19 protein-coding genes are annotated in these 21,956 nt (G+C 75.5%); 17 read left to right on the top strand and 2 right to left on the bottom strand.

The genetic code is table 11. The features are described from left to right. Positions 1–184: 184 nt before the first annotated feature. The 17 genes from pyrR to ACI794_RS17800 all read left to right on the top strand — a co-directional run bounded on the left by pyrR (position 185) and on the right by ACI794_RS17800 (position 19,858). Positions 185–805, top strand: coding sequence for a bifunctional pyr operon transcriptional regulator/uracil phosphoribosyltransferase PyrR (gene pyrR / locus ACI794_RS17880; RefSeq protein ID WP_456617027.1), 621 nt, complete (start codon positions 185–187; stop codon positions 803–805). Beyond that, entirely contained in the window at positions 802–1,722 is a 921-nt protein-coding gene (locus ACI794_RS17875; RefSeq protein ID WP_456601990.1) for an aspartate carbamoyltransferase catalytic subunit, read from the top strand. The genes pyrR and ACI794_RS17875 overlap by 4 nt, the downstream gene beginning before the upstream one ends. Next, complete coding sequence (locus tag ACI794_RS17870) at positions 1,719–3,008, top strand: dihydroorotase (RefSeq protein WP_456617026.1); 1,290 nt, start codon at positions 1,719–1,721, stop codon at positions 3,006–3,008. Before ACI794_RS17875 ends, ACI794_RS17870 begins: the two co-directional genes overlap by 4 nt. Further along, complete coding sequence (gene carA, locus ACI794_RS17865) at positions 3,005–4,171, top strand: glutamine-hydrolyzing carbamoyl-phosphate synthase small subunit (RefSeq protein ID WP_456617025.1); 1,167 nt, start codon at positions 3,005–3,007, stop codon at positions 4,169–4,171. Before ACI794_RS17870 ends, carA begins: the two co-directional genes overlap by 4 nt. Further along, on the top strand, positions 4,171–7,500 hold the full coding sequence (gene carB / locus ACI794_RS17860) for a carbamoyl-phosphate synthase large subunit (RefSeq protein WP_456617024.1): 3,330 nt from the start codon (positions 4,171–4,173) through the stop codon (positions 7,498–7,500). Before carA ends, carB begins: the two co-directional genes overlap by 1 nt. Beyond that, complete coding sequence (locus ACI794_RS17855; RefSeq protein WP_456601994.1) at positions 7,497–8,858, top strand: dihydroorotate oxidase; 1,362 nt, start codon at positions 7,497–7,499, stop codon at positions 8,856–8,858. Before carB ends, ACI794_RS17855 begins: the two co-directional genes overlap by 4 nt. After that, entirely contained in the window at positions 8,855–9,733 is an 879-nt protein-coding gene (gene pyrF, locus ACI794_RS17850) for an orotidine-5'-phosphate decarboxylase (RefSeq protein WP_456617023.1), read from the top strand. The genes ACI794_RS17855 and pyrF overlap by 4 nt, the downstream gene beginning before the upstream one ends. Before the next feature lie 318 nt (positions 9,734–10,051). After that, a complete protein-coding gene (gene mihF / locus ACI794_RS17845; RefSeq protein WP_456582244.1) occupies positions 10,052–10,408 on the top strand; it encodes an integration host factor, actinobacterial type in 357 nt (118 codons plus the stop codon). Between the two features lie 44 nt (positions 10,409–10,452). After that, positions 10,453–11,052 carry a guanylate kinase gene (gene gmk / locus ACI794_RS17840; RefSeq protein WP_456601996.1) on the top strand — a complete coding sequence of 200 codons (600 nt, stop codon included), beginning with the start codon at positions 10,453–10,455 and terminating at the stop codon, positions 11,050–11,052. A 60-nt stretch (positions 11,053–11,112) separates the two neighbouring features. Further along, positions 11,113–11,376, top strand: a complete 264-nt coding sequence (gene rpoZ / locus ACI794_RS17835; protein ID WP_014376157.1) for a DNA-directed RNA polymerase subunit omega — start codon at positions 11,113–11,115, stop codon at positions 11,374–11,376. A gap of 153 nt (positions 11,377–11,529) precedes the next feature. After that, a complete protein-coding gene (coaBC, locus tag ACI794_RS17830; RefSeq protein WP_456601997.1) occupies positions 11,530–12,756 on the top strand; it encodes a bifunctional phosphopantothenoylcysteine decarboxylase/phosphopantothenate--cysteine ligase CoaBC in 1,227 nt (408 codons plus the stop codon). Between the two features lie 97 nt (positions 12,757–12,853). Further along, positions 12,854–14,047, top strand: a complete 1,194-nt coding sequence (metK, locus tag ACI794_RS17825; protein WP_456582247.1) for a methionine adenosyltransferase — start codon at positions 12,854–12,856, stop codon at positions 14,045–14,047. Positions 14,048–14,164: 117 nt separating this feature from the next. Then, positions 14,165–16,126: a primosomal protein N' gene (locus tag ACI794_RS17820; RefSeq protein ID WP_456601998.1), complete on the top strand. Its 1,962-nt coding sequence runs from the start codon at positions 14,165–14,167 to the stop codon at positions 16,124–16,126. Positions 16,127–16,230: 104 nt separating this feature from the next. Continuing rightward, complete coding sequence (locus ACI794_RS17815; RefSeq protein ID WP_456601999.1) at positions 16,231–16,983, top strand: aspartate/glutamate racemase family protein; 753 nt, start codon at positions 16,231–16,233, stop codon at positions 16,981–16,983. 30 nt (positions 16,984–17,013) lie between these two features. Continuing rightward, on the top strand, positions 17,014–17,547 hold the full coding sequence (def, locus tag ACI794_RS17810; RefSeq protein ID WP_456602000.1) for a peptide deformylase: 534 nt from the start codon (positions 17,014–17,016) through the stop codon (positions 17,545–17,547). Further along, entirely contained in the window at positions 17,496–18,476 is a 981-nt protein-coding gene (gene fmt / locus ACI794_RS17805; RefSeq protein WP_456602001.1) for a methionyl-tRNA formyltransferase, read from the top strand. The genes def and fmt overlap by 52 nt, the downstream gene beginning before the upstream one ends. Positions 18,477–18,535: 59 nt before the next feature. Further along, positions 18,536–19,858, top strand: coding sequence for an RsmB/NOP family class I SAM-dependent RNA methyltransferase (locus ACI794_RS17800; protein ID WP_456602002.1), 1,323 nt, complete (start codon positions 18,536–18,538; stop codon positions 19,856–19,858). Positions 19,859–19,884: 26 nt separating this feature from the next. On the opposite strand, the gene ACI794_RS17795 is transcribed toward ACI794_RS17800, so the two are convergent. Further along, on the bottom strand, positions 19,885–20,517 hold the full coding sequence (locus ACI794_RS17795; protein ID WP_456582253.1) for a response regulator: 633 nt from the start codon (positions 20,515–20,517) through the stop codon (positions 19,885–19,887). Continuing rightward, positions 20,514–21,890, bottom strand: a complete 1,377-nt coding sequence (locus ACI794_RS17790) for a sensor histidine kinase (RefSeq protein WP_456617022.1) — start codon at positions 21,888–21,890, stop codon at positions 20,514–20,516. The genes ACI794_RS17795 and ACI794_RS17790 overlap by 4 nt, the downstream gene beginning before the upstream one ends. Positions 21,891–21,956 lie beyond the last annotated feature (66 nt).

The following is a 21,956-nucleotide window of genomic DNA, read 5'->3' as shown; positions in this document are numbered from 1 at the left end:
TCGTCACGCAGCGTACGTGCGAAGCGAGGATCACAACAGCCGGGACGGCACGAAACCGCAGGCGGACGGCGCACCGGCAGGCCCGGCCGGGCGGCGGCGGGCCCGAGGGGGGCGTGCAGTACCGTCGACGCCGGTCCGACCACTCCTTTAACGACCCGTCCAGTGAGGCGGGGAAGGAGGCCTCATGGCCCGCTCGCCCGACCCTGCCCGGAGCACGTCTCCCGGCAGCACCCCCGGCACCCTGCTCTCGTCCGCCGACGTCGCCCGCGTCGTCGACCGCATGGCCCACCAGCTCATCGAGCGGGCGGCCAGCCTGCGTCCCGACGACGGCGCCGACCAGGCCGACGGGGGGCTCCCCGACCTGGTCCTCGTGGGCATCCCGACCCGTGGCGCGCCGCTGGCCCGCCGGCTGGCCGCCCGCATCGCCGCGTTCACCGGCGTGACCGTCGACGTGGGGACCGCCGACATCACGCTCTACCGCGACGACCTGCGGCTGCGCGGCGTCCGGGCGCTGGAGCCCACGGTCATGCCCGACGGCGGCATCGACGACCGGCTCGTCGTCCTCGTGGACGACGTCCTCTACTCCGGCCGGTCCGTGCGGGCCGCGCTGGACGCGCTCCGCGACCTGGGCCGCCCGCGCAGCGTCCAGCTGGCGGTGCTGGTCGACCGGGGTCACCGCGAGCTGCCCATCCGCGCCGACTTCGTCGGCAAGAACGTGCCGACGTCGAGGTCGCAGCAGGTGCGCGTGCACCTCACCGAGACCGACGGCGTCGACGAGGTCCTGGTCACGGAGGGGGACCGGTGAAGCGGCACCTGCTGGAGTCCGCGGACCTGGACAGGGACGACGCGACGCTGGTGCTCGACACCGCGGCGCAGATCGACCAGGCCCTCGCCGGCCGTGAGGTGAAGAAGCTCCCGACGCTGCGCGGGCGGACGGTGGTCAACCTCTTCTACGAGGACTCCACCCGCACCCGGATCAGCTTCGAGCTCGCCGCCAAGCGGCTGTCGGCCGACGTCATCAACTTCTCGGCCAAGGGCAGCAGCGTCTCCAAGGGCGAGAGCCTCAAGGACACCGCGCTCACCCTGGAGGCGATGGGCGCCGACGCCGTCGTCGTCCGGCACTCCGCGTCGGGCGCGCCGCACCGGCTGGCGAACTGGGTGCGCGGCAGCGTGGTCAACGCCGGCGACGGCACCCACGAGCACCCCACCCAGGCGCTGCTGGACGCCTACACGATCCGGCAGCGGCTGGGCCGGCTCGACGGGGTGCGCGTGACGATCGTCGGCGACGTCCTGCACAGCCGGGTGGCCCGCTCCAACGTCGGGTTGCTGCACACCCTGGGGGCCGAGGTCACGCTGGTCGCCCCGCCGACCCTGCTGCCGGTGGGCGTGGGCAGCTGGCCGGCCGAGGTGGGCTACGACCTGGACGCGGTGCTGCCCAAGAGCGACGTCGTGATGATGCTGCGGGTGCAGGCCGAGCGGATGAACGCCTCGTTCTTCCCCAGCGCCCGCGAGTACAGCCGCCGTTACGGCCTGGACGCCCGCCGCATGGCCGCCCTGCCCGACGACGCCATCGTCATGCACCCGGGGCCGATGAACCGCGGCATGGAGATCGCCGCCGAGGTGGCCGACTCCGTCCGCTCCACGATCGTCGAGCAGGTCGCCAACGGGGTCTCGACCCGCATGGCCGTGCTCTACCTGCTGCTCGGAGGCTCTCCCCAGTGACCACGTACCTGATCAAGGGCGCCCGACCGCTGGGCGGCGACCCGGCCGACATCCTGGTGAAGGACGGCCGCATCGCCGCCGTCGGTGACGCGCTGGACGTGCCCGGGGCCGAGGTGGTCGGGGCCGCCGGGCTGGTCGCGCTGCCCGGCCTGGTCGACCTGCACACGCACCTGCGCGAGCCCGGTCGCGAGGACGCCGAGACGGTGGAGACCGGCAGCCGCGCCGCCGCGCTGGGCGGGTTCACCGCGGTCCACGCGATGGCCAACACCGACCCGGTCGCCGACACCGCCGGCGTCGTCGAGCAGGTGTGGCGGCTGGGCCAGGAGGCCGGCCTGGTCGACGTCGTCCCCGTGGGCGCGGTCACCGTCGGCCTGGCCGGAGAGCGGCTGGCCGAGCTCGGCGCGATGGCCGACTCCGCCGCGCGGGTGCGGGTCTTCTCCGACGACGGGCACTGCGTCAGCGACCCCGCACTCATGCGGCGGGCGCTGGAGTACGTGAAGGCCTTCGACGGCGTCGTCGCCCAGCACGCCGAGGAGCCGCGGCTCACCGCGGGCGCGCAGATGCACGAGGGCGACCGCTCCGCCCGCCTGGGCCTCACCGGCTGGCCGGCCGCCGCGGAGGAGGCGATCATCGCCCGCGACGTGCTGCTGGCCGAGCACGTCGGCGCGCGGCTGCACGTCTGCCACGTCTCGACCGCCGGCTCGGTGGAGATCCTGCGCTGGGCGAAGTCCCGCGGCGTCCGGGTGACCGCCGAGGTGACGCCCCACCACCTGCTGCTCACCGACGCCTGCGCCGAGTCCTACGACCCGGTCTTCAAGGTCAACCCGCCGCTGCGCACCGACGCCGACGTGGAGGCGCTCCGGGCGGGCCTGGCCGACGGCACGATCGACGCCGTCGGCACCGACCACGCCCCGCACGCGGTGGAGGACAAGGAGAGCGAGTGGGCGCAGGCCCGGCCCGGGATGCTCGGGCTGGAGCAGGCGCTGTCGGTCGTCATCGGGACGATGGTCGAGGCGGGCCGCCTCGACTGGGCCGGCGTCGCCGACCGCATGTCGGTCCGCCCGGCGGGCATCGGGCGGCTGGACGGGCACGGCCGTCCGCTGGCCCCCGGGGAGCCGGCCAACCTCGTGCTCGTCGACCCCGCCGCCCGCGCGGTGGTCGACCCCGCGGCGCTGGCCAGCCGCAGCCGCAACAGCCCCTATGCCGGCCGGGAGCTCCCCGGTCGGGTGGTCGCGACGTTCCTGCGGGGGACGCCGACCGTCCTGGACGGAAAGGCAACACGGTGACAGAGGCAGTGCTCGTGCTCGAGGACGGGCGGACGTTCCGGGGCGAGTCCTACGGCGCCACGGGGACGACGGTCGGTGAGGCGGTCTTCGCCACCGGCATGACCGGCTACCAGGAGACGCTGACCGACCCCAGCTACGCCGGTCAGATCGTCGCCATGACGGCGCCGCACATCGGCAACACCGGGGTCAACGGCGAGGACGACGAGAGCAGCCGCATGTGGGTGGCCGGCTTCGTCGTCCGCGACCCCGCCCGCCGCACGTCGAACTGGCGGTCGACCGGCAGCCTGGACGACGAGCTGGTCGCCCAGCGGGTCGTGGGCATCAGCGGCGTCGACACCCGGGCGCTGACCCGCCACCTCCGGGACCGGGGCGCGATGCGCGCCGGGATCAGCACCGAGCTGGATGCTGAGGCGCTGCTCGCCCGCGTGACGGCGGCCGAGAGCATGACCGGCGCCGACCTCGCCCCGACGGTGAGCACCGGCGAGCCCTACGTCGTCCCGGCGGTGGGGGAGAAGCGCTTCACCATCGCCGCGCTCGACCTGGGCATCAAGACCGCGACCCCGCGCCACCTGGCCGCGCTCGGCGTCGAGACCCACGTGCTGCCCTCCACGGCCACCGCCGAGGAGCTGCTCGCGGCCGGGCCCGACGGGGTCTTCCTCTCCAACGGCCCCGGCGACCCCGCGGCCGCGGACTACGCGGTCGCGGCGGTGCGGGGGGTGCTCGACGCCCGCCGCCCGCTGTTCGGCATCTGCTTCGGCAACCAGATCCTCGGCCGGGCGCTCGGCCTGGGGACCTACAAGCTCCGCTTCGGCCACCGCGGGCTGAACCAGCCGGTGCTCGACCGGGTCAGCGGCACGGTGCGGGTGACCAGCCACAACCACGGCTTCGCCGTGGACGCGCCGCTGGACCGGCCCACCGACACCCCGTACGGCCCGGTCGAGGTGAGCCACGTCGGGCTCAACGACGACGTCGTCGAGGGGCTGCGGCTGGTCGACGCCCCGGCCTTCAGCGTCCAGTTCCACCCGGAGTCCGCGGCCGGCCCGCACGACGCGGCGCCGCTGTTCCAGCGCTTCGTCGACCTGATGGAGGCGGCCCGCACCGGTGACGGCCCGGCCGTCAGCCCACCCACCACGGTGCAGTCGAGCACGGGGGAGACCAACTGATGCCCAAGCGCACCGACATCGAGCACGTGATGGTGATCGGCTCCGGGCCGATCCTCATCGGCCAGGCCGCCGAGTTCGACTACTCCGGCACGCAGGCCTGCCGGGTGCTGCGCGCCGAGGGGCTGCGGGTCAGCCTGGTCAACAGCAACCCGGCGACGATCATGACCGACCCCGAGATCGCCGACGCCACCTACATCGAGCCGCTGACGCCGGAGTTCGTCGAGAAGGTCATCGCCAAGGAGCGGCCCGACGCGCTGCTGGCCACCCTCGGGGGGCAGACGGCGCTCAACATCGCCATCGGCCTGTACGAGAACGGCGTGCTGGAGAAGTACGGCGTGCAGCTCATCGGCGCCGACGTCGACGCGATCAACCGGGGCGAGGACCGGCAGAAGTTCAAGGACATCGTCCGGTCGATCGGCGCCGACGCCCCGCGGTCCAACGTCTGCGCCACCGTCGAGGAGGCGCTGGCCACCGCCGAGGAGGTCGGCTACCCCGTCGTCATCCGGCCCAGCTTCACCATGGGCGGCCTGGGCTCGGGCTTCGCCACCGACGAGGCCATGCTGCGCCGCATGGCCGCCCACGGCCTGGCCGACTCCCCGGTGCACACCGTGCTCATCGAGGAGTCGGTGCTCGGCTGGAAGGAGTACGAGCTCGAGCTGATGCGCGACCGCAGCGACAACGTGGTCGTCATCTGCTCCATCGAGAACATCGACGCGATGGGCGTGCACACCGGTGACTCGGTCACGGTGGCGCCGGCGATGACGCTCACCGACGTCGAGTACCAACGGATGCGCGACGTCGGCATCGCCGTCCTGCGCGAGGTCGGCGTCGACACCGGCGGTTGCAACATCCAGTTCGCCGTCAACCCGGCGGACGGGCGGCTGGTGGTCATCGAGATGAACCCCCGGGTCTCCCGCTCCAGCGCGCTGGCGTCCAAGGCCACCGGGTTCCCCATCGCCAAGATCGCCGCGAAGCTCGCCATCGGCTACACGCTCGACGAGATCACCAACGACATCACCGGCGTCACCCCGGCGGCGTTCGAGCCGACGCTGGACTACGTCGTGGTGAAGATCCCGCGGTTCGCCTTCGAGAAGTTCCCCGGCGCCGACCCCCGGCTGACCACGACGATGAAGAGCGTCGGCGAGGTCATGGCGATGGGCCGCAACTTCCCCGAGGCGCTGGGCAAGGCGATGCGGTCCACCGAGACCAAGGTCGCCGGGTTCTGGACCGGGGGCGCGGAGACGCGGTCGGCCGACGAGCTCCTCGAGGCGTTGCGCACCCCGGTCGACGGCCGGCTCTACACCGCCGAGGCGGCGCTGGCCGCCGGCGCCACGGTCGAGCAGGTCGCCGAGGCCAGCGGCTTCGACCCGTGGTTCGTCGACCAGATCGCGCTCGTGCGCGAGGTGGCCGCGGACGTCCGCGAGACGCCGTCGCTGACCCCGGAGCTGCTCCGGCGGGCCAAGCGGCACGGGCTCTCGGACCGGCAGATCGCCGCGCTGCGGCCCGAGCTCGCCGGTGAGGACGGCGTCCGGGCGCTGCGCTGGCGGCTCGGCGTGCGGCCGGTCTACAAGACCGTCGACACCTGCGCCGCCGAGTTCGCCGCCCGCACGCCGTACCACTACTCGTCCTACGACGAGGAGACCGAGGTGCAGCCGCGGGAGAAGGAGGCGGTGCTGATCCTCGGCTCCGGCCCCAACCGGATCGGCCAGGGCATCGAGTTCGACTACTCCTGCGTGCACGCGGTCATGGCGCTGCAGGACGCCGGCTACGAGGCGGTGATGGTCAACTGCAACCCCGAGACCGTCTCCACCGACTACGACACCGCCGACCGGCTGTACTTCGAGCCGCTGACCTTCGAGGACGTCCTGGAGGTGGTGCAGGCCGAGCGCGCGGCCGGTCCGGTCGCCGGGGTCATCTGCACGCTCGGAGGGCAGACGCCGCTGGGCCTGGCGCAGCGGCTCAAGGACGCCGGCGTCCCGGTGCTGGGGACCTCGCCCGAGGCGATCGACGCCGCCGAGCACCGCGGGGCCTTCTCCCGCGTGCTCGCCGACACCGGGCTGCTGGCCCCCAAGCACGGCACGGCGACGACCTTCGCCGAGGCTCACGCGATCGCCATGGGGATCGGCTACCCCGTGCTGGTGCGCCCCTCCTACGTGCTCGGCGGCCGCGGCATGGAGATCGTCTACGACGACGCCACGCTCGAGGGCTACATCGCCAAGGCGACCGAGGTCAGCGACGACCACCCGGTGCTGGTCGACCGCTTCCTGGAGGACGCCGTCGAGATCGACGTCGACGCCCTCTACGACGGCACCGACCTGTACCTGGGCGGGGTCATGGAGCACATCGAGGAGGCCGGCATCCACTCCGGCGACTCGGCCTGCGCGCTGCCGCCGATCACCCTTGGCTCGGCCGACCTGCTGAAGATCCGTGCGGCGACCGGGAAGCTGGCCGAGCGCATCGGCGTCCGCGGGCTGATGAACGTCCAGTACGCGATCAAGGACGACATCCTCTACGTCATCGAGGCCAACCCGCGGGCCAGCCGCACGGTGCCCTTCGTGTCCAAGGCGACGGCGGTGCAGCTGGCGAAGGCCGCCGCGCGGATCGCCGTCGGGGAGTCGATCGCCGACCTCCGTGCGGCCGGCGTCCTCCCGGCGACCGGTGACGGCACCGACCTGCCCGACCACGCCCCGATCGCCGTGAAGGAGGCGGTGCTGCCCTTCCACCGCTTCCGCACCGTCGAGGGCCACGGGGTGGACACCGTGCTCTCCCCGGAGATGAAGTCGACCGGCGAGGTCATGGGCCTGGACGCGCAGTTCGGGACGGCGTTCGCCAAGTCGCAGGCCGCCGCCTACGGCTCGCTGCCGACCGACGGCACGGTGTTCGTGTCGCTGGCCAACCGGGACAAGCGCTCGGCGGTCTTCCCGATCAAGCGGCTGGCCGACCTGGGCTTCCGCCTGCTGGCCACCACCGGCACCGCCCAGGTGCTGCGGCGGCACGGCGTCGCGGCCGAGGTCGTGGGCAAGTTCAGCGAGGGCCCGGGCAACGTCGTCGAGCGGATCCAGGCCGGCGAGGTCGACCTGGTGTTCAACACGCCCTTCGGGGCCCCCGGCAACAGCGGCCCGCGGCTGGACGGCTACGAGATCCGCACCGCCGCGGTGAGCGCCGGCATCCCGTGCATCACGACGGTGCAGGGCATGGCCGCCGCGGTGCAGGGCATCGAGGCGCTCCGGCACGGCGGCATCGGGGTCCGCAGCCTGCAGGAGGTGCACGCGGCGCTGGCCGGCGGCACCCACGGCGGCCCGAGCACGTTCGCAGGGACGGGGAAGTGACCTCGGCGCCACCCGGCGCCGTGGCCCGGCTGCGGGACGACCTCGTCGCCCGCGGCCTGGTCGACGGCCTGCCCGCGGCGTTCACCGCGGGGGTCACCCGGTTCGGGCGGCCCCCGCAGGCGGAGCTCGACGCCCTGACCGGCGCGGCCGGCGACCTGGCGGCTCGTCTGGCGACCGGAGCCGTCGGCGCGGAGGACCTGCCGCTGCTGACGCGCGTGCTCGTCACCGCCCGGCAGGGCGACCTGCTCGCCGCGCACGGGCTGGCGACTCCGGCCTACGACGTGCTGGGCTCCTTCCGGGAGAACCTGGAGCGGCCGCTGGGCCTGCTGCTGCCCGAGCGGCCGACGGCGGGTGGCCGGCGCTGGCCGCTGCTGGGCCGCACGGTGGGCTTCCCGATCGGGGTCTCCTCCTGCGTCCTCAACGGCAGCGCGGCGTGGGTGCGGCACAACGTCGCCAACGGCTGGAACGTGCTCACCTACAAGACCGTCCGGGGTCGGGCGCACCCGCCGAACGAGGCGCCGAACTGGACCGTCGCCCCGGGGCAGACCGTCAGCCTCCCCCCGGGGGCCGGCGCGGACGTCGTCTCCGATCCGTGGGACTGGGTCGCGCCGGGGTCAGCGGCGGTGAGCAGCGTGAACTCCTTCGGCGTCCCGTCGCCGGAGCCCGGGGAGTGGATGGCGGACCTCGCCCGCGCCGTGGACGCCGTGGGCGAGGAGCAGGTGCTGCTGGTCAGCGTCATGGGGGAGGGCGACGACCTCGCGGCGGACTTCGTGCGCACCGCGCTGCTGGCGCAGGAGTCCGGTGCGACGGTGGTCGAGCTCAACCTGTCCTGCCCGAACACCCTCGACCGCTCCGCGGCCGGCGTGAAGCCGCCGCTGTGCCTGGACGCCGACGCCACCGTCGCGGTGGTCGAGGCGGTGCGCCGGGCGCTGGACGACCGCACCGGGCTGGTGGCCAAGCTCTCCTGGCTCGACGCCGACCGGCTCGCCGCCCTGGTCCCGCGGCTGGCACCGCTGGTGGACGGGATCGCCGGGATCAACACCGTGCAGAGCCGCGTGCGGCGCAGCGACGGCACGCCCACCTTCCCCGGGCGGGAGCTGGCCGGGCTGTCGGGGATCGCGGTGCGCGAGTCGGCGCTGGACTTCACCCGGCGGCTGGTCGCCCTCCGGGAGCAGAGCGGCGCCCGCTTCGACGTCCTGGCGATGGGCGGGGTGACCGACCCGGCGTCGTTCGAGGCGCTCGTCACCGCCGGGGCGGACGCGGTGCAGACCGCCGCCGGCGCCTTCGCCGATCCGCTCCTGGCCCAGCGCTGCGTCGCCGCGCTGGGGGAGACCCTGCCCCGGGCGGTGGCGCCGTGACCGCGCCGTTCGGGCACCGGCTGGCCGACGCGGTAGCGGACCGCGGGCCGCTGTGCGTCGGCATCGACCCGCACGCCTCGCTCCTCGACGCCTGGGGGCTGCCCGACAGCGCCGACGGGGTGGGCCGGTTCACCGACGCCGTCGTCGACGCGCTCGCCGGCTCGGTCGCCGTCCTCAAGCCGCAGATCGCCTTCTACGAGCGGTTCGGCTCCCGCGGCCTCGCCGTCCTCGAGGAGGGGGTGGCCCGAGCCCGCGCGGCCGGCGCGCTCGTGCTGCTGGACGCCAAGCGCGGCGACATCGGCTCGACGATGGCCGCCTACGCAGACCTGCTCCGCCCGGACCACCCGCTGGCGGTGGACGCGATGACCGTGAGCCCCTACCTCGGCCCCGGCTCCCTGCAGCCGGCGGTGGACAGCGCGCGGCACCACGGCGGCGGGCTGTTCGTGCTCGCCCGCACCTCCAACCCCGACGCCGCGACCCTCCAGCACGCGCTGGTGGGGGAGCGGTCGGCCGCGCAGGTCGTGGTGGACACCGTGCGCGGCTGGAACACGCCGGGCTGGGTCGTGGGCGACCCGCTGCCCGACCCCGCGGCGGTGCGGGACCTCGCCACCGGGTTCGGCCCCACGACCGGCTCCTTCGGGGTGGTGGTCGGCGCGACGCTGCGCGAGCTCGACGTCGACCTGACCGGTCTGGGCGGTCCGGTGCTCGCACCGGGCCTCGGTGCGCAGGGCGGGACGGTGAGCGACCTGCGCCGGTTGTTCGGCGACCGCGCGGCCGTCGTCCCCACGGTGTCCCGCGACGTGCTGGGCGCCGGCCCCGACCCCGCGGCGCTGCGGGCCGCGGCCGAGCGCTGGGCGGAGGCCCTGGCGACCTGAGCCGCCTGCCGGGCGTGTCGTGTCGTCGGCGTGTCGGGGCCGCGCCCACCGCGCTCCCGGGCAGCCGCCGCCACGAAACCGCTCCGTCCGGATACCGACCCTGACCTGGGGTGATCACACTGGGTGAGGGACAAGGTGGCGAATGCGTGAACACCGGGTCGCCGGGCCGTTCGGTTGATCTCCGAGTCCGTGCGTGACCTGCGGATTTGCCGGGCACCACCACGACCGTGAGGCTCGCAGCGGAGGCGCGGTGCGTCTCCAGGAACCGAACGACCGCCGGTCGGACCTCGGCCGACGACGACACGATTGGGTTGCACCATGCCCCTGCCTGACCTGTCCCCGGAACAGCGGGCCGCCGCCCTCGAGAAGGCGGCCGCCGCCCGCAAGGCGCGCGCCGAGCTGCGCGAGCGACTCAAGAGCAAGGGCGCCACGGTCGGCGACGTCCTCAAGCAGGGCGAGACCGACGAAGTGATCGGCAAGATGCGGGTCTCCGCCGTCCTGGAATCCCTGCCCGGTGTGGGCAAGGCGCGGGCTGCGAAGATCATGGAACGCCTGGAGATCTCCCCGACACGACGCGTGCGGGGTCTGGGCGCCAACCAGCGGCGGGCGCTGGAGGCCGAGTTCGGCGGCGAGAAGGTCGACGCCGAGCAGGTCCCCGCCGACGGCTCCGTCTGAGGAGGGTCGTCGGGACCGCCGACGACCCCGGGCGAGGACGACGAGTGGCTGCAGCGACACCGGCACGGCTGACCGTGCTCTCCGGACCCTCCGGGGTCGGCAAGGGCACCGTGGTCGCCGAGGTCCGGCGGCGGCATCCGGAGGTCTGGGTGTCGGTGTCGGCCACCACTCGTCGCCCCCGGCCCGGCGAGGTCGACGGCGTGCACTACCACTTCGTCGCCGACGCCGAGTTCGACCGGCTGATCGCCACCGACGGGCTGCTGGAGTGGGCCGAGTACGCGGGCAACCGCTACGGCACGCCGCTCGCCCCGGTGCAGGCGCAGCTGGCCACCGGCCGGCCGGCGCTGCTGGAGATCGAGCTGCAGGGCGCCCGGCAGGTCCGGGCCCGCGCGCCGGAGGCCCAACTGGTCTTCCTCGCCCCGCCGTCGTGGGCCGAGCTGGTCAGCCGGCTGGCCGGCCGCGGGTCCGAGCCCGCCGCCGTGCAGGAGCGGCGGCTGGCGATCGCGCAGGCCGAGCTGGACTCCTCCGGCGAGTTCGACGTGGTGGTCGTCAACGACGACGTCGCCCGCGCCGCGGACGAGTTGGTAGGCTTGTTGACTGCGCCCTCGCCCGGACCGGTTCCGGGCGCGAGCGCCCACGAGTGAGCCCGCCGGTTCCGCCGGCCCGCCCGCTCCCACGAAACGATCGAGGAGACCCGTCCGACCGTGTCCGGAGTCGCACCCGCCCCCGAGGGCATCACCAACCCGCCGATCGACGAGCTGCTCGAGCGCACCAGCAGCAAGTACGGCCTGGTGATCTTCGCCGCCAAGCGCGCGCGCCAGATCAACGCCTACTACAGCCAGCTCTCCGAGGGCCTGCTGGAGTACGTCGGCCCGCTGGTCGACACCGCGCCCCAGGAGAAGCCGCTGTCGATCGCGCTGCGCGAGATCAACGAGGGCCTGCTCGCCCACACCGCCGGCGAGAACTGAAAGAGGACCCCGTCGCTCCCCACGCCTCGCACGCTCGGCACGGGGCCCTGCGACGGGGCCGACGGCTGGTGACGTGCCCAGCCGTCTCGCTCGTTGTGATGGCGCCCCCGGCAGCTGCCGGGGGCGTCGTCGCGTCTGGGAGAGGATGAGCGCATGAGCCGGATCGTGCTGGGGGTCAGCGGCGGGGTCGCCGCGTACAAGGCCGCGCTGCTGCTGCGAGCCCTCACCGAGGCCGGCCACGACGTCCGCGTCGTCCCCACCCCGGGGGCGCTGCACTTCGTCGGGGCGGCGACCTTCGAAGCGCTCTCGGGCAACCCCGTCACCACCGACGTGTGGTCCGACGTCCCCGAGGTCGCGCACGTCCGCATCGGCCAGGAGGCGGAGCTCGTGGTGGTCGCCCCGGCCACCGCCGACCTGCTGGCCCGCGCCGCCATGGGCCGGGCCGACGACCTGCTCACCGCCACGCTGCTGACCGCGCACTGCCCGGTCGTCTTCGTGCCGGCGATGCACACCGAGATGTGGCTGCACCCGGCCACCCAGGACAACGTCGCGACGCTGCGCCGCCGAGGCTCGATCGTGCTGCCGCCGGCCGTCGGTCGGCTCACCGGGCCCGACTCCGGCCCCGGCCGGCTCCCGGAGCCGGCCGACATCGCCGCGCTGGCGTCGGTGGTCCTCGCCGCGGGCGCCGACACGCTCGCCCCGGACCTGGCGGGCCGCCGGGTCGTGATCAGCGCCGGCGGCACCAGGGAGCCCCTGGACCCGGTCCGGTACCTGGGCAACCGGTCGTCGGGCAAGCAGGGCTGGGCGCTGGCCCGGGTCGCCGCCGCCCGTGGCGCCGAGGTCGTGCTGGTCGCCGCCAACGTCGAGCTGCCGGCGCCCTTCGGCGTCCGCGTGGTGCCCGTCGGCACCGCCGAGGAGCTGCGGACGGCGATGCTCGCCGAGTCGGCGGCGGCCGATGTCGTGGTCATGAGCGCGGCCGTGGCCGACTTCCGGCCGGCGGACGTCGCCGCCACCAAGCTGAAGAAGGGTTCGGCGAGCGAGCCGGCATCGGTGCCGCTGGTGCGCAACCCCGACGTCCTGGCCGAGCTGGTCACCAAGCGGGTCCCGGGCCAGCTCGTCGTCGGCTTCGCGGCCGAGACCGGCGACGGGGACGGGGACGTGCTCACCCACGCCCGGGCCAAGCTCGCCCGCAAGGGCTGCGACCTCCTCGTCGTGAACGACGTCTCGGCCGGGCAGGTGTTCGGCCGGGCGGAGAACGCCGTCGTCGTGCTGTCGCCGGACGGCGGTAGCACCGAGGTGCCCCGGGGGAGCAAGGACGCCGTCGCCGCCGGCATCTGGTCGGCGGTCACGGCCCGGCTGGCCGCGCCCGCGGGGGCCTGACGCACGCCGTCGTGCCCGCCTCCGGGGTGCGCCGGTAACGTGCGCACCCGGTGCTCCGCACCGAGCGACCCCGCCCACCGTCCCCAGGGAGTACCGAGTGCCACGCCGCCTCTTCACGTCCGAGTCGGTGACCGAGGGCCACCCGGACAAGATCGCCGACCAGATCAGCGACTCGATCCTGGATGCGATGCTCACCCAGGACCCGCGCAGCCGGGTCGCCGTCGAGACGATGATCACGACCGGTCAGGTGCACATCGCGGGCGAGGTCACCACGGCCGGCTACGTCGACATCCCGGCGATCGTCCGGGAGACGGTGCTGCGCATCGGCTACGACTCCTCCCGCAAGGGCTTCGACGGCGCCTCCTGCGGCGTCAGCGTCTCCATCGGTGCCCAGTCGCCGGACATCGCGCAGGGCGTCGACACCGGCTACGAGGCGCGGACGGCGGGCACCGCCGACGACGCGATCGAGCGTCAGGGCGCCGGCGACCAGGGCCTGATGTTCGGGTACGCGACCGACGAGACGCCCGAGCTCATGCCGCTGCCCATCGCGCTGGCCCACCGGCTCTCCCGCCGGCTCTCCGCGGTGCGCAAGGACGGCTCGGTGCCCTACCTGCGCCCCGACGGCAAGACCCAGGTCACGGTCGTCTACGAGGACGACCGCCCGGTCGCCGTCGACACCGTGGTCGTCTCCTCGCAGCACGCCGAGGACATCTCCATCGAGACGCTGCTGACCCCGGACATCGAGGAGCTCGTCGTCGAGCCGGAGCTCGCCGCCCTCGGCCTGCCCACCCGCGGGCACCGGCTGCTGGTGAACCCGACCGGGAAGTTCGTCATCGGCGGCCCGATGGGTGACGCCGGCCTCACCGGCCGCAAGATCATCGTCGACACCTACGGCGGCATGGCCCGCCACGGCGGCGGCGCCTTCTCGGGCAAGGACCCGTCGAAGGTCGACCGCTCGGGGGCCTACGCGATGCGCTGGGTGGCCAAGAACGTGGTGGCCGCGGGCCTGGCCCGCCGCTGCGAGGTGCAGGTGGCCTACGCGATCGGCGCCGCCCACCCGGTCGGGCTGTTCGTCGACACCCACGGCACGGGCACCGTCGCCGACGAGGTCCTGGAGAAGGCGATCACCTCGGTGTTCGACCTGCGGCCGGGCGCCATCGTCCGCGACCTGGACCTGCTGCGGCCCATCTACGGCCCCACCGCCGCCTACGGCCACTTCGGCCGGGCGGACCTGGACCTGCCGTGGGAGCGGCTGGACCGGGTCGAGGCGCTCCAGGCCGCCGTCGGCTGAGGAAGGACCCCGCTGCCCCCCCGGACCTCGCAGGCCCGGCCCGGGCCCCTGCAGCGGGGCCGTTCCAGCACGTCACCCGGGGCCGTTCCGGTCGGTAGCGACGGGGAGACTGAGCACGTGCTGGTCGCCCGGGTCGTCGTGGACGTGCCCCTGGCCCACCTCGACCGCCCGTTCGACTACGCGGTGCCGGAGAAGGACGCCGGGACCGTGCAGCCGGGCTGCCGGGTGCGGGTCCGCTTCCACGGCCGTCTCGTCGACGGCGTGGTGTGGGAGCTCGGCGGGTCCAGCGAGTTCGCCGGGAAGCTCCAGCCGCTCTCCCACGTGCCCTCGGGTGAGCCGGTGCTCACGCCGCAGGTCGCCCGGCTGGTGCGGGCCGTCGCCGACCGGTACGCCGGCACCGCGAGCGACGTGCTGCGGCTGGCGCTCCCGCCGCGCCGGGCCGCCGCGGAGAAGCGCGAGTCGCCCACGCCGGAGGCGCTGCCGGAGCCGCCGGACCCCGCCGGGTTCGCCCGGTACCAGGCAGGTCCGGCGCTCCTGGCCGCTCTGGCCGAGGGGCGGCCGGCGCGCGCGGTCTGGACGGCGCTGCCCGGTGAGGACTGGCCGACCCGGCTGGTCGAGCTGTGCCGGGCGGCGCTGTCGGGGCGGCGCGGGGCCCTGGTCGTCGTCCCCGACGGCCGCGACCTCGACCGGCTGACGGCGGCGGCGGAGCGCCTGCTCCCGGAGCACGCGTTCACGGTGCTGCGGGCCGACGACTCGCCGGAGAAGCGCTACCGCCGGTTCCTCGCCGCCTCCCGGGGCGCCGCGCAGGTGGTGCTCGGCACCCGGGCGGCGATGTTCGCGCCGGTCCGCGACCTGGGCCTGGTGGTGGTCTGGGACGACGGCGACGACCTGCACTCCGAGGAACGCGCTCCCTACCCGCACGCCCGCGACGTGCTGGTGCAGCGGGCGTGGCTGGACTCCTGCGCGGCGGTCGTCGCGGGGACCTCGCGGACCGCCGAGGCCGGGCTGCTGGTGGAGTCCGGCTGGGCGAACGAGCTGGTGGCCGACCGGGCGGTGCTGCGCGCGGCCGCGCCCCGGGTGCAGGCGCTGGGCGACGACTTCGAGCTGGCCCGCGACCCTGCCGCCCGCACCGCCCGCCTGCCCTCGCTCGCCTACGAGACGGCGCGCAAGGCGCTGGCCGCCGGCGCCCCCGTGCTCGTCCAGGTCCCGCGCCGCGGGTACGTCCCCTCCCTGGCGTGCGCCCGCTGCCGGGCCCCGGCCCGGTGCGCCCACTGCGCCGGCCCGCTCGGCATCTCCCCACGACCCGGCCCCGGCGGCGCACGGATCCCGGCCTGCCGCTGGTGCGCCCGGCCGGCCGCCACCTTCGACTGCCCGCACTGCCACGGCACCAAGCTGCGGGCCGCGGTGGTGGGGGAGTCGCGCACCGCGGAGGAGCTCGCGCGAGCCTTCCCGGGCACGACCGTCCGCACCTCCGGCAGCACGTCCGGGGTCCTCGCCACCGTCCCGGCGGGCCCCGCGCTGGTGGTGGCGACGCCCGGTGCCGAGCCGGTGGCCGAGGGCGGCTACGGCGCGGCGCTGCTGCTGGACTCCTGGGCGCTGCTCGGCCGCGCCGACCTGCGCGCCGGTGAGGAGACCCTGCGCCGCTGGGCCAACGCGGCGTCGCTGGTGCGCCCCGCCGCGGCCGGGGGCCAGGTCGTCGTGGCCGCCGACGCCGGGCACCCCGTCGTGCAGGCCCTGGTGCGCTGGGACCCGGCCTGGCTGGCCGAGCGGGAGCTGGCCGACCGCCGGGAGCTGGGGTTCCCGCCGGTGACGCGCATGGCGTCGCTGGTGGGGTCGCCGGCGGCGCTGGGGGAGTTCCTCGCCGCCGCGCGCCTGCCCGCCGACGCCGACCTCCTCGGCCCGGTCCCGGAGCGACCACGGCCCGGCCAGGAGGGCGAGCGGGAGCGGTACCTCGTGCGGGTCCCGCGCACCGAGGGCACGGCGCTCGCGCACGCGCTGGCCGAGGTGCAGGGCGTGCGCAGCGCGAAGAAGGTGCCCGAGCACGTGCGGGTGCAGCTCGACCCGCTGGACCTGGTGTAGGCGTCGCCCAGGAGCTCCGCCTGCGTGGGCAGCGGGCGACCGTGCACGGGAGATCAGGACCGCACCTCTTCGCCGGGCGCCGGCGAGCTGCGACGATGCCGCCGATGAGGACGATCGGGCTGCTGGGCGGGATGAGCTGGGAGAGCAGCGCGCTCTACTACCGGCTGCTCAACGAGGCGGTGCGCGACCGCCTGGGCGGGCTGCACTCGGCGCGCTGCATCCTCCTCTCGGTGGACTTCGCCGGGATCGAGCGCCTGCAGGCGGCCGGCGACTGGGCCGTGGCCGGCCAGCTGCTGGCTGCCGACGCGCGGGCGCTGCAGGCCGCCGGCGCCGACCTGCTCCTCCTGTGCACCAACACCATGCACACCGTCGCGGACGCGGTCGCCGGCGCGGTCGGCATCCCGCTCCTGCACATCGGCGACAGCACCGCCGAGGCGGTGACCGCCGCCGGCCTGACCCGCATCGGCCTGCTCGGCACCGGTTACACGATGGAGCAGCCGTTCCTGGTCGACCGGCTGGCGGCCGCGGGGCTGGAGGTGCTGGTCCCCGAGCGGGCCGACCGGGAGCTCGTGCACCGCGTGATCTACGAGGAGCTGGTGCTCGGGGTGGTGCGGGAGGAGTCGCGCCGGGCCTACCGGGAGGTGGTGGACCGGCTCGTGGCCCGCGGCGCCCAGGGGGTCGTGCTCGGCTGCACGGAGATCGAGCTGCTGATCGGCCCGGGCGACCTGCCCGTCCCCGCCTTCCCGACGACGGCGCTGCACGTCGACGCCGCCGTCCGGGCCGCGCTGGCAGGAGGACCCCACTGCCCCCCACCGCTCGCGAGCTCGCGGCGGGACCCTGCAGCGGGGCCGCTCTAGCACCTCACCAGCCCCGCATACGATCGCCCGGTGAGCGTCACCCCCATCCGGCTGTTCGGCGACCCGGTGCTGCACCGGCCCGCGAGCCCGGTCGTCGACTTCGACGCCGAGCTCCGGCAGCTCGTCGCCGACCTCACCGACACCATGCAGGCCGCCGGCGGCGCGGGCCTGGCCGCTCCGCAGATCGGCGTGGGCCTGCGGGTCTTCACCTGGTACGTCGACGGCGAGGTCGGCCACCTGGTCAACCCCGACGTCGCCGCCGTGGGGGAGGAGGTGCAGGACGGCCCCGAGGGCTGCCTGTCGATCCCCGACCTGCGCTACGACTGCCGCCGTTCCCTGCACGTGGTCGCCACCGGCTGGAACGTGCACGGCGAGCCGGTGCGGGTCGAGGGCTCCGAGCTCCTGGCCCGCGCGATCCAGCACGAGACCGACCACCTCGACGGCGTCCTGTTCGTCGACCGGCTCGCCGACGTCGACCGCGCCGCGGCGCTCGCCGAGATCCAGGCCGCCGAGTGGCAGGGCCACGGCAGCTACCTCCCCGTCGTGAAGGTGAGTCCGCACTGAAGCTCCTGTTCGCCGGCACCCCGGCACCGGCCGTCCCGTCCCTGGACGCGCTGCTCGACTCCGACCACGAGGTCCGCGCCGTCCTCACCCGGCCGGACGCCCGCTCCGGGCGGGGCCGGAAGGTGAGCCGTTCCCCGGTCGCCGAGCGGGCGGACGCCGCCGGCATCCCGGTGCTCCAGCCCCGCAGCCCCCGCGATCCCGAGTTCCTCGAGCAGCTCGCGGCGCTGGACGTCGACTGCGTGCCCGTCGTCGCCTACGGCGCCCTGGTGCCGCAGGCGGCGCTGGACGTGCCGCGCCACGGCTGGGTCAACCTGCACTTCTCCCTGCTGCCCGCCTGGCGGGGCGCCGCCCCGGTGCAGCACGCGATCATGGCCGGCGACGAGATCACCGGCGCCTCGACCTTCCTCCTCGAGGCGGGGCTGGACACCGGCCCGGTGTACGGCACCGTCACCGAGGAGATCCGCCCGCGGGACACCGCCGGCGACCTGCTGGAGCGGCTCGCCGTCAGCGGCGCGCAGCTGCTGCGGGCCACCCTGGACGGCATCGCCGCGGGCGCCCTGCAGCCGCAGCCGCAGCCGGGCGAGGGCATCAGCCTCGCCCCCAAGGTCGACACCGCGGACGCCCGCGTCGACTGGGCGCTGCCCGCGCACGTGGTGGACCGGCGGATCCGCGGGGTCTCCCCGGCCCCCGGCGCGTGGACGACCTGGCGGGGTGAGCGGATGCGGCTCGGCCCCGTCCACCCGGTGCCCGATGGACCCGCCCTCGGGCCGGGCGAGCTGCTCGTCGACGCCGGCACCGTGCTCGTGGGGACCGGCAGCGGCGCCGTCCGGCTGGACCAGGTCCAGCCGGCCGGCAAGCGGATGCTCCCGGTGGCCGACTGGGCGCGCGGCGCCCGGCCGGCGCCCGGCGAACGGCTGGGCGGGGAGTGACGCGCCCCGGCCGGGGCGGTGGCCAGGGACGGCGCCGCCACCCCGCCTCGCGGCGCCCGGTGCTCGACGGCGCCCGGCTGACCGCCTACGACGTCCTCGACGCCGTCTCCTCCCGCGACGCGTTCGCCAACCTGCTGCTGCCCCAGCTGCTGCGCGAGCGCCGGCTGGACCCCCGGGACGCCGGCTTCGCGACCCAGCTCGCCTACGGCGCGCTGCGCGCGCAGGGCACGCTCGACGCGATCCTCACCGGGCTCGTCTCCCGCCCGCTGGCCGAGCTGGACCCGCGGGTGCTCGACCTGCTGCGGCTGGGCGCCTACCAGATCGTCGACCTGCGGGTGCCCGCGCACGCCGCCGTGGACACGACGGTGGACCTGACCCGGGCGATCGTCGGCCCCGGCGCCGCCGGGCTGGTCAACGCGGTGCTGCGCAAGGTCGCGGCCGGGGGTGACCGCGCCGCCTGGCTGGCCGCGCTGGGCGCCGAGGGCGACGAGCGGCTCGCGCTGGCGACCGACCACCCCCGCTGGATCGTCGAGGCCTGGCGGGACGCGTTGGGCGGCGACGCCGAGCTGGAGCCCGCGCTGCTGGCCGACGGCGCCGCCCCCGAGGTGCACCTCGTCGCCCGCCGGATGGAGCGGGACGCCCTCGCCGAGGAGTCCGGCGGCGAGCCCGGCCCGTGGTCGCCCTTCGCGGTGCGGCTCGGCGGCGGGGACCCCGGCCGGCTGGCGTCGGTGCGCTCGGGGCTCGCGGCGGTGCAGGACGAGGGCAGCCAGCTCGCCGCGCTGCTGCTCACCCGCGCCCCGATGGAGGGCCGGGACGAGGCGTGGCTGGACATGTGCGCCGGGCCCGGCGGCAAGGCCGGGCTGCTCGCCGCCACCCGGCCGGCCGGGGTTCGGCTGACCGCGGCCGACCGCGCCCCGCACCGCGCCGAGCTGGTCCGCCAGGCGCTGCGGGACGAGGCCGACGTCGAGGTGCTGGCCGCCGACGGGCGCGAACCGCCGTGGGCGCCGGGGACCTTCGACCGGGTCCTGCTGGACGCGCCGTGCACCGGGCTCGGGGCGCTGCGCCGTCGTCCGGAGGTCCGCTGGCGGCGCAGGCCGGAGGACGTCCCGGGGCTGGTCGAGCTGCAGACCGAGCTGCTCGCCGCCGCGCTGGCCTCGGTGCGCCCCGGTGGGGTGCTCGCCTACGTCACCTGCTCGCCGCACACCGACGAGACCGTGGCCGTCGTCGAGACCGCCGCCGCCCGGGACGACGTCGAGGTCCTGCCGGTGGCGCCGCTGTTCCCCGAGGTGCCGGGCATCGCCCGCGGTGACCACGCGCAGCTGTGGCCGCACCGGCACGGCACCGACGCGATGTTCTTGGCGCTGCTCCGCCGCACCCGCTGACGCCCCGCCGTCGGCCGGGGCGGTGGTCAGGTGCGGTCCGCCACCGGGCGGTGGCGCTCCGCCCACAGGGCCGCCTGCGTCCGGTCGGCGACCCCCAGCCGCTGGAGGATGTGGGTGACGTGGGCCTTGACGGTCCGCTCGCTGATGCCGAGCCGTCGCGCGATGGCCTTGTTGGGCTGCCCCTGGCGGATCTGCTCCAGGACCTCGCGCTCCCGCTCGGTCAGGGGGTCGGCCTGGGTGCGGCCACGCAGCTCGAACAGCAGCGACCGGGCCACCGTGGCGTCCACCGGCGCCCCGCCGCGCGCCACCGCACGCACCCCCTCGATGACCTGCTCGGCCTCGCTCTGCTTCAGCAGGTAGCCGTCGGCTCCCGCGTGGACCGCCTCCAGCACGAGATCGGCGTCGCCGAACGACGTGAGCACCAGGATGCGGACCGGGTCGCCGGCCGCCCGCAGCGCCCGGATCATCCCGACGCCGTCCATCACGGGCATCGAGAGGTCGAGCAGGACGACGTCCGGCCGGAGGGCCGCCACGGCCGCCAACCCGGCCCGGCCGTCGGCCTCCGTGCCGACGCACACGATGTCCCCGGCGGCCGCCAGCAGGTGGGACAGCCCCGTCCGGACGATCGAGTGGTCGTCGACCACCAGGACCCGGATCACGACGAGGCCGCGGCCGGCACGGAGGTGTCGCCCATCGGCGGGGCGGCGGGCCCCAGGGGGAGGGTGGCGGTCAGCCGGGTGCCCATGCCGGGACTGCTGGCCGCGGTCAGCGAGCCGCCGGACTCGCCGATCAGGTCCGAGAGGGCGCGCAGGCCCAGGTGACCCTCGGCGCTGCGCTCGGCCAGCCGGGCGTCGTCGAAACCGACCCCGTCGTCGGCGACGACGAGGGTGACGACGTCGTCGTGGCGGGTCAGGGCGATCCGGACGGCGCTGGCCCCGCTGTGACGGGACACGTTGCGCACCGCTTCCAGGGCGAAGCGGTACAGCAGCGCGGCGGCGGGGCGGGGCAGGTGGTCGGCCTCCTCCGCGTCCAGGGCGACCTGGCAGCCCCTGCGCTCCAGCCCCGAGGCGAGCATGTGGAGCGCCGGGCCCAGCCCGGCCGCGGGCAGCGGCGGAGGGCTCAGGTCCACGAGCAGCCGGCGGAGCTCGGAGACGCAGCGCCGGAGCCCGCTGGCCGTGCCGGCGATGAGCGCGCCCGTCCCGGGGTCCGCGGAGCCGCTGAGCCGTGCGGCGTCCAGGTCGTAGGTGAGCCCGGTGAGGTCCTGCACGACGCCGTCGTGGACGTCGTGGGCGATGCGCCTCCGCTCGGCCTGGGAGGCGTCGACCGCGGCCTGGAGCAGGGAGGCCTCTCCCTCCTGGCTCCGCCGCAGGCGCCGGGCCAGCCCCCAGGCCAGCGGAATCTGCAGCAGCTCCAGGACGAGCAGCGCGCCCAGTCCTGCCGGGGCGAATCGCCGCCAGGCCTGCGCGGCCGCCTCGGCGACCCCGTCGTAGGACTGGTAGACCTCGACGACCAGCGGCCGCCCGGCGGTGTCGCGGACGCCGACGTAGGCCTCGAGCAGCGCGCCGTGCCCCCGCTCGTACCTGTTCTCCGGCTCCGTCAGGTCGCTCACGTGCGAGATGACGACGTCGCCGGAGAGGACCGCGCGCTCCTCGTCGTCCAGCGGGAAGGACCGCCCGACCAGCCGGGGCTCGTCCGACCAGACCAGCCTGCCGTCGGCCGCCCAGACCTTCACCCGCACGACGGGTCCGGACTCGAGGACCCGGCGCACGGCCTCGTCCAGCGCCGCGACCGCCCGGGGCTCGCCCGCGGCGACCTCGGGGGTCAGGAGCGGCTCCACGACCCCTCCCGCCACGACCCGGGCGATCCGCTCGGCGGAGCGGGTCGCCTCCTGCTCGCCGGCGCGCTGGGCGAGGACGCCGGTGACCCCGATGAGCGCAGCCGTCACCAGCAGCCCCGCGAGGGTGAACCGGGTGACGGAGCCGGCGACCGAGACCCGGCGTCGGGTCCCGGAGCGGCGGCGTCTGGGGGACACGGGGCGCAGCGTAGGGGCGGACGGGCTGGTGGAGGCCGGTGTCCGGTCCGGACCCCCAGATTCGGG

The sequence above is a fragment of the Blastococcus sp. SYSU DS0541 genome, from assembly GCF_054050875.1.
The sequence above is the reverse complement of the archived record's forward strand: the minus strand, read 5'-3'. Positions and strand labels throughout refer to the sequence as shown.

Excerpts from the sequence above, each read along its gene's own strand:
- mihF (WP_456582244.1), top strand. The coding sequence starts at position 10,052 with ATGCCCCTGCCTGACCTGTCCCCGGAACAGCGGGCCGCCGCCCTCGAG.
- ACI794_RS17815 (WP_456601999.1), top strand. The coding sequence starts at position 16,231 with ATGAGGACGATCGGGCTGCTGGGCGGGATGAGCTGGGAGAGCAGCGCG.
- coaBC (WP_456601997.1), top strand. The coding sequence starts at position 11,530 with ATGAGCCGGATCGTGCTGGGGGTCAGCGGCGGGGTCGCCGCGTACAAG.
- carB (WP_456617024.1), top strand. The coding sequence starts at position 4,171 with ATGCCCAAGCGCACCGACATCGAGCACGTGATGGTGATCGGCTCCGGG.
- pyrR (WP_456617027.1), top strand. The coding sequence starts at position 185 with ATGGCCCGCTCGCCCGACCCTGCCCGGAGCACGTCTCCCGGCAGCACC.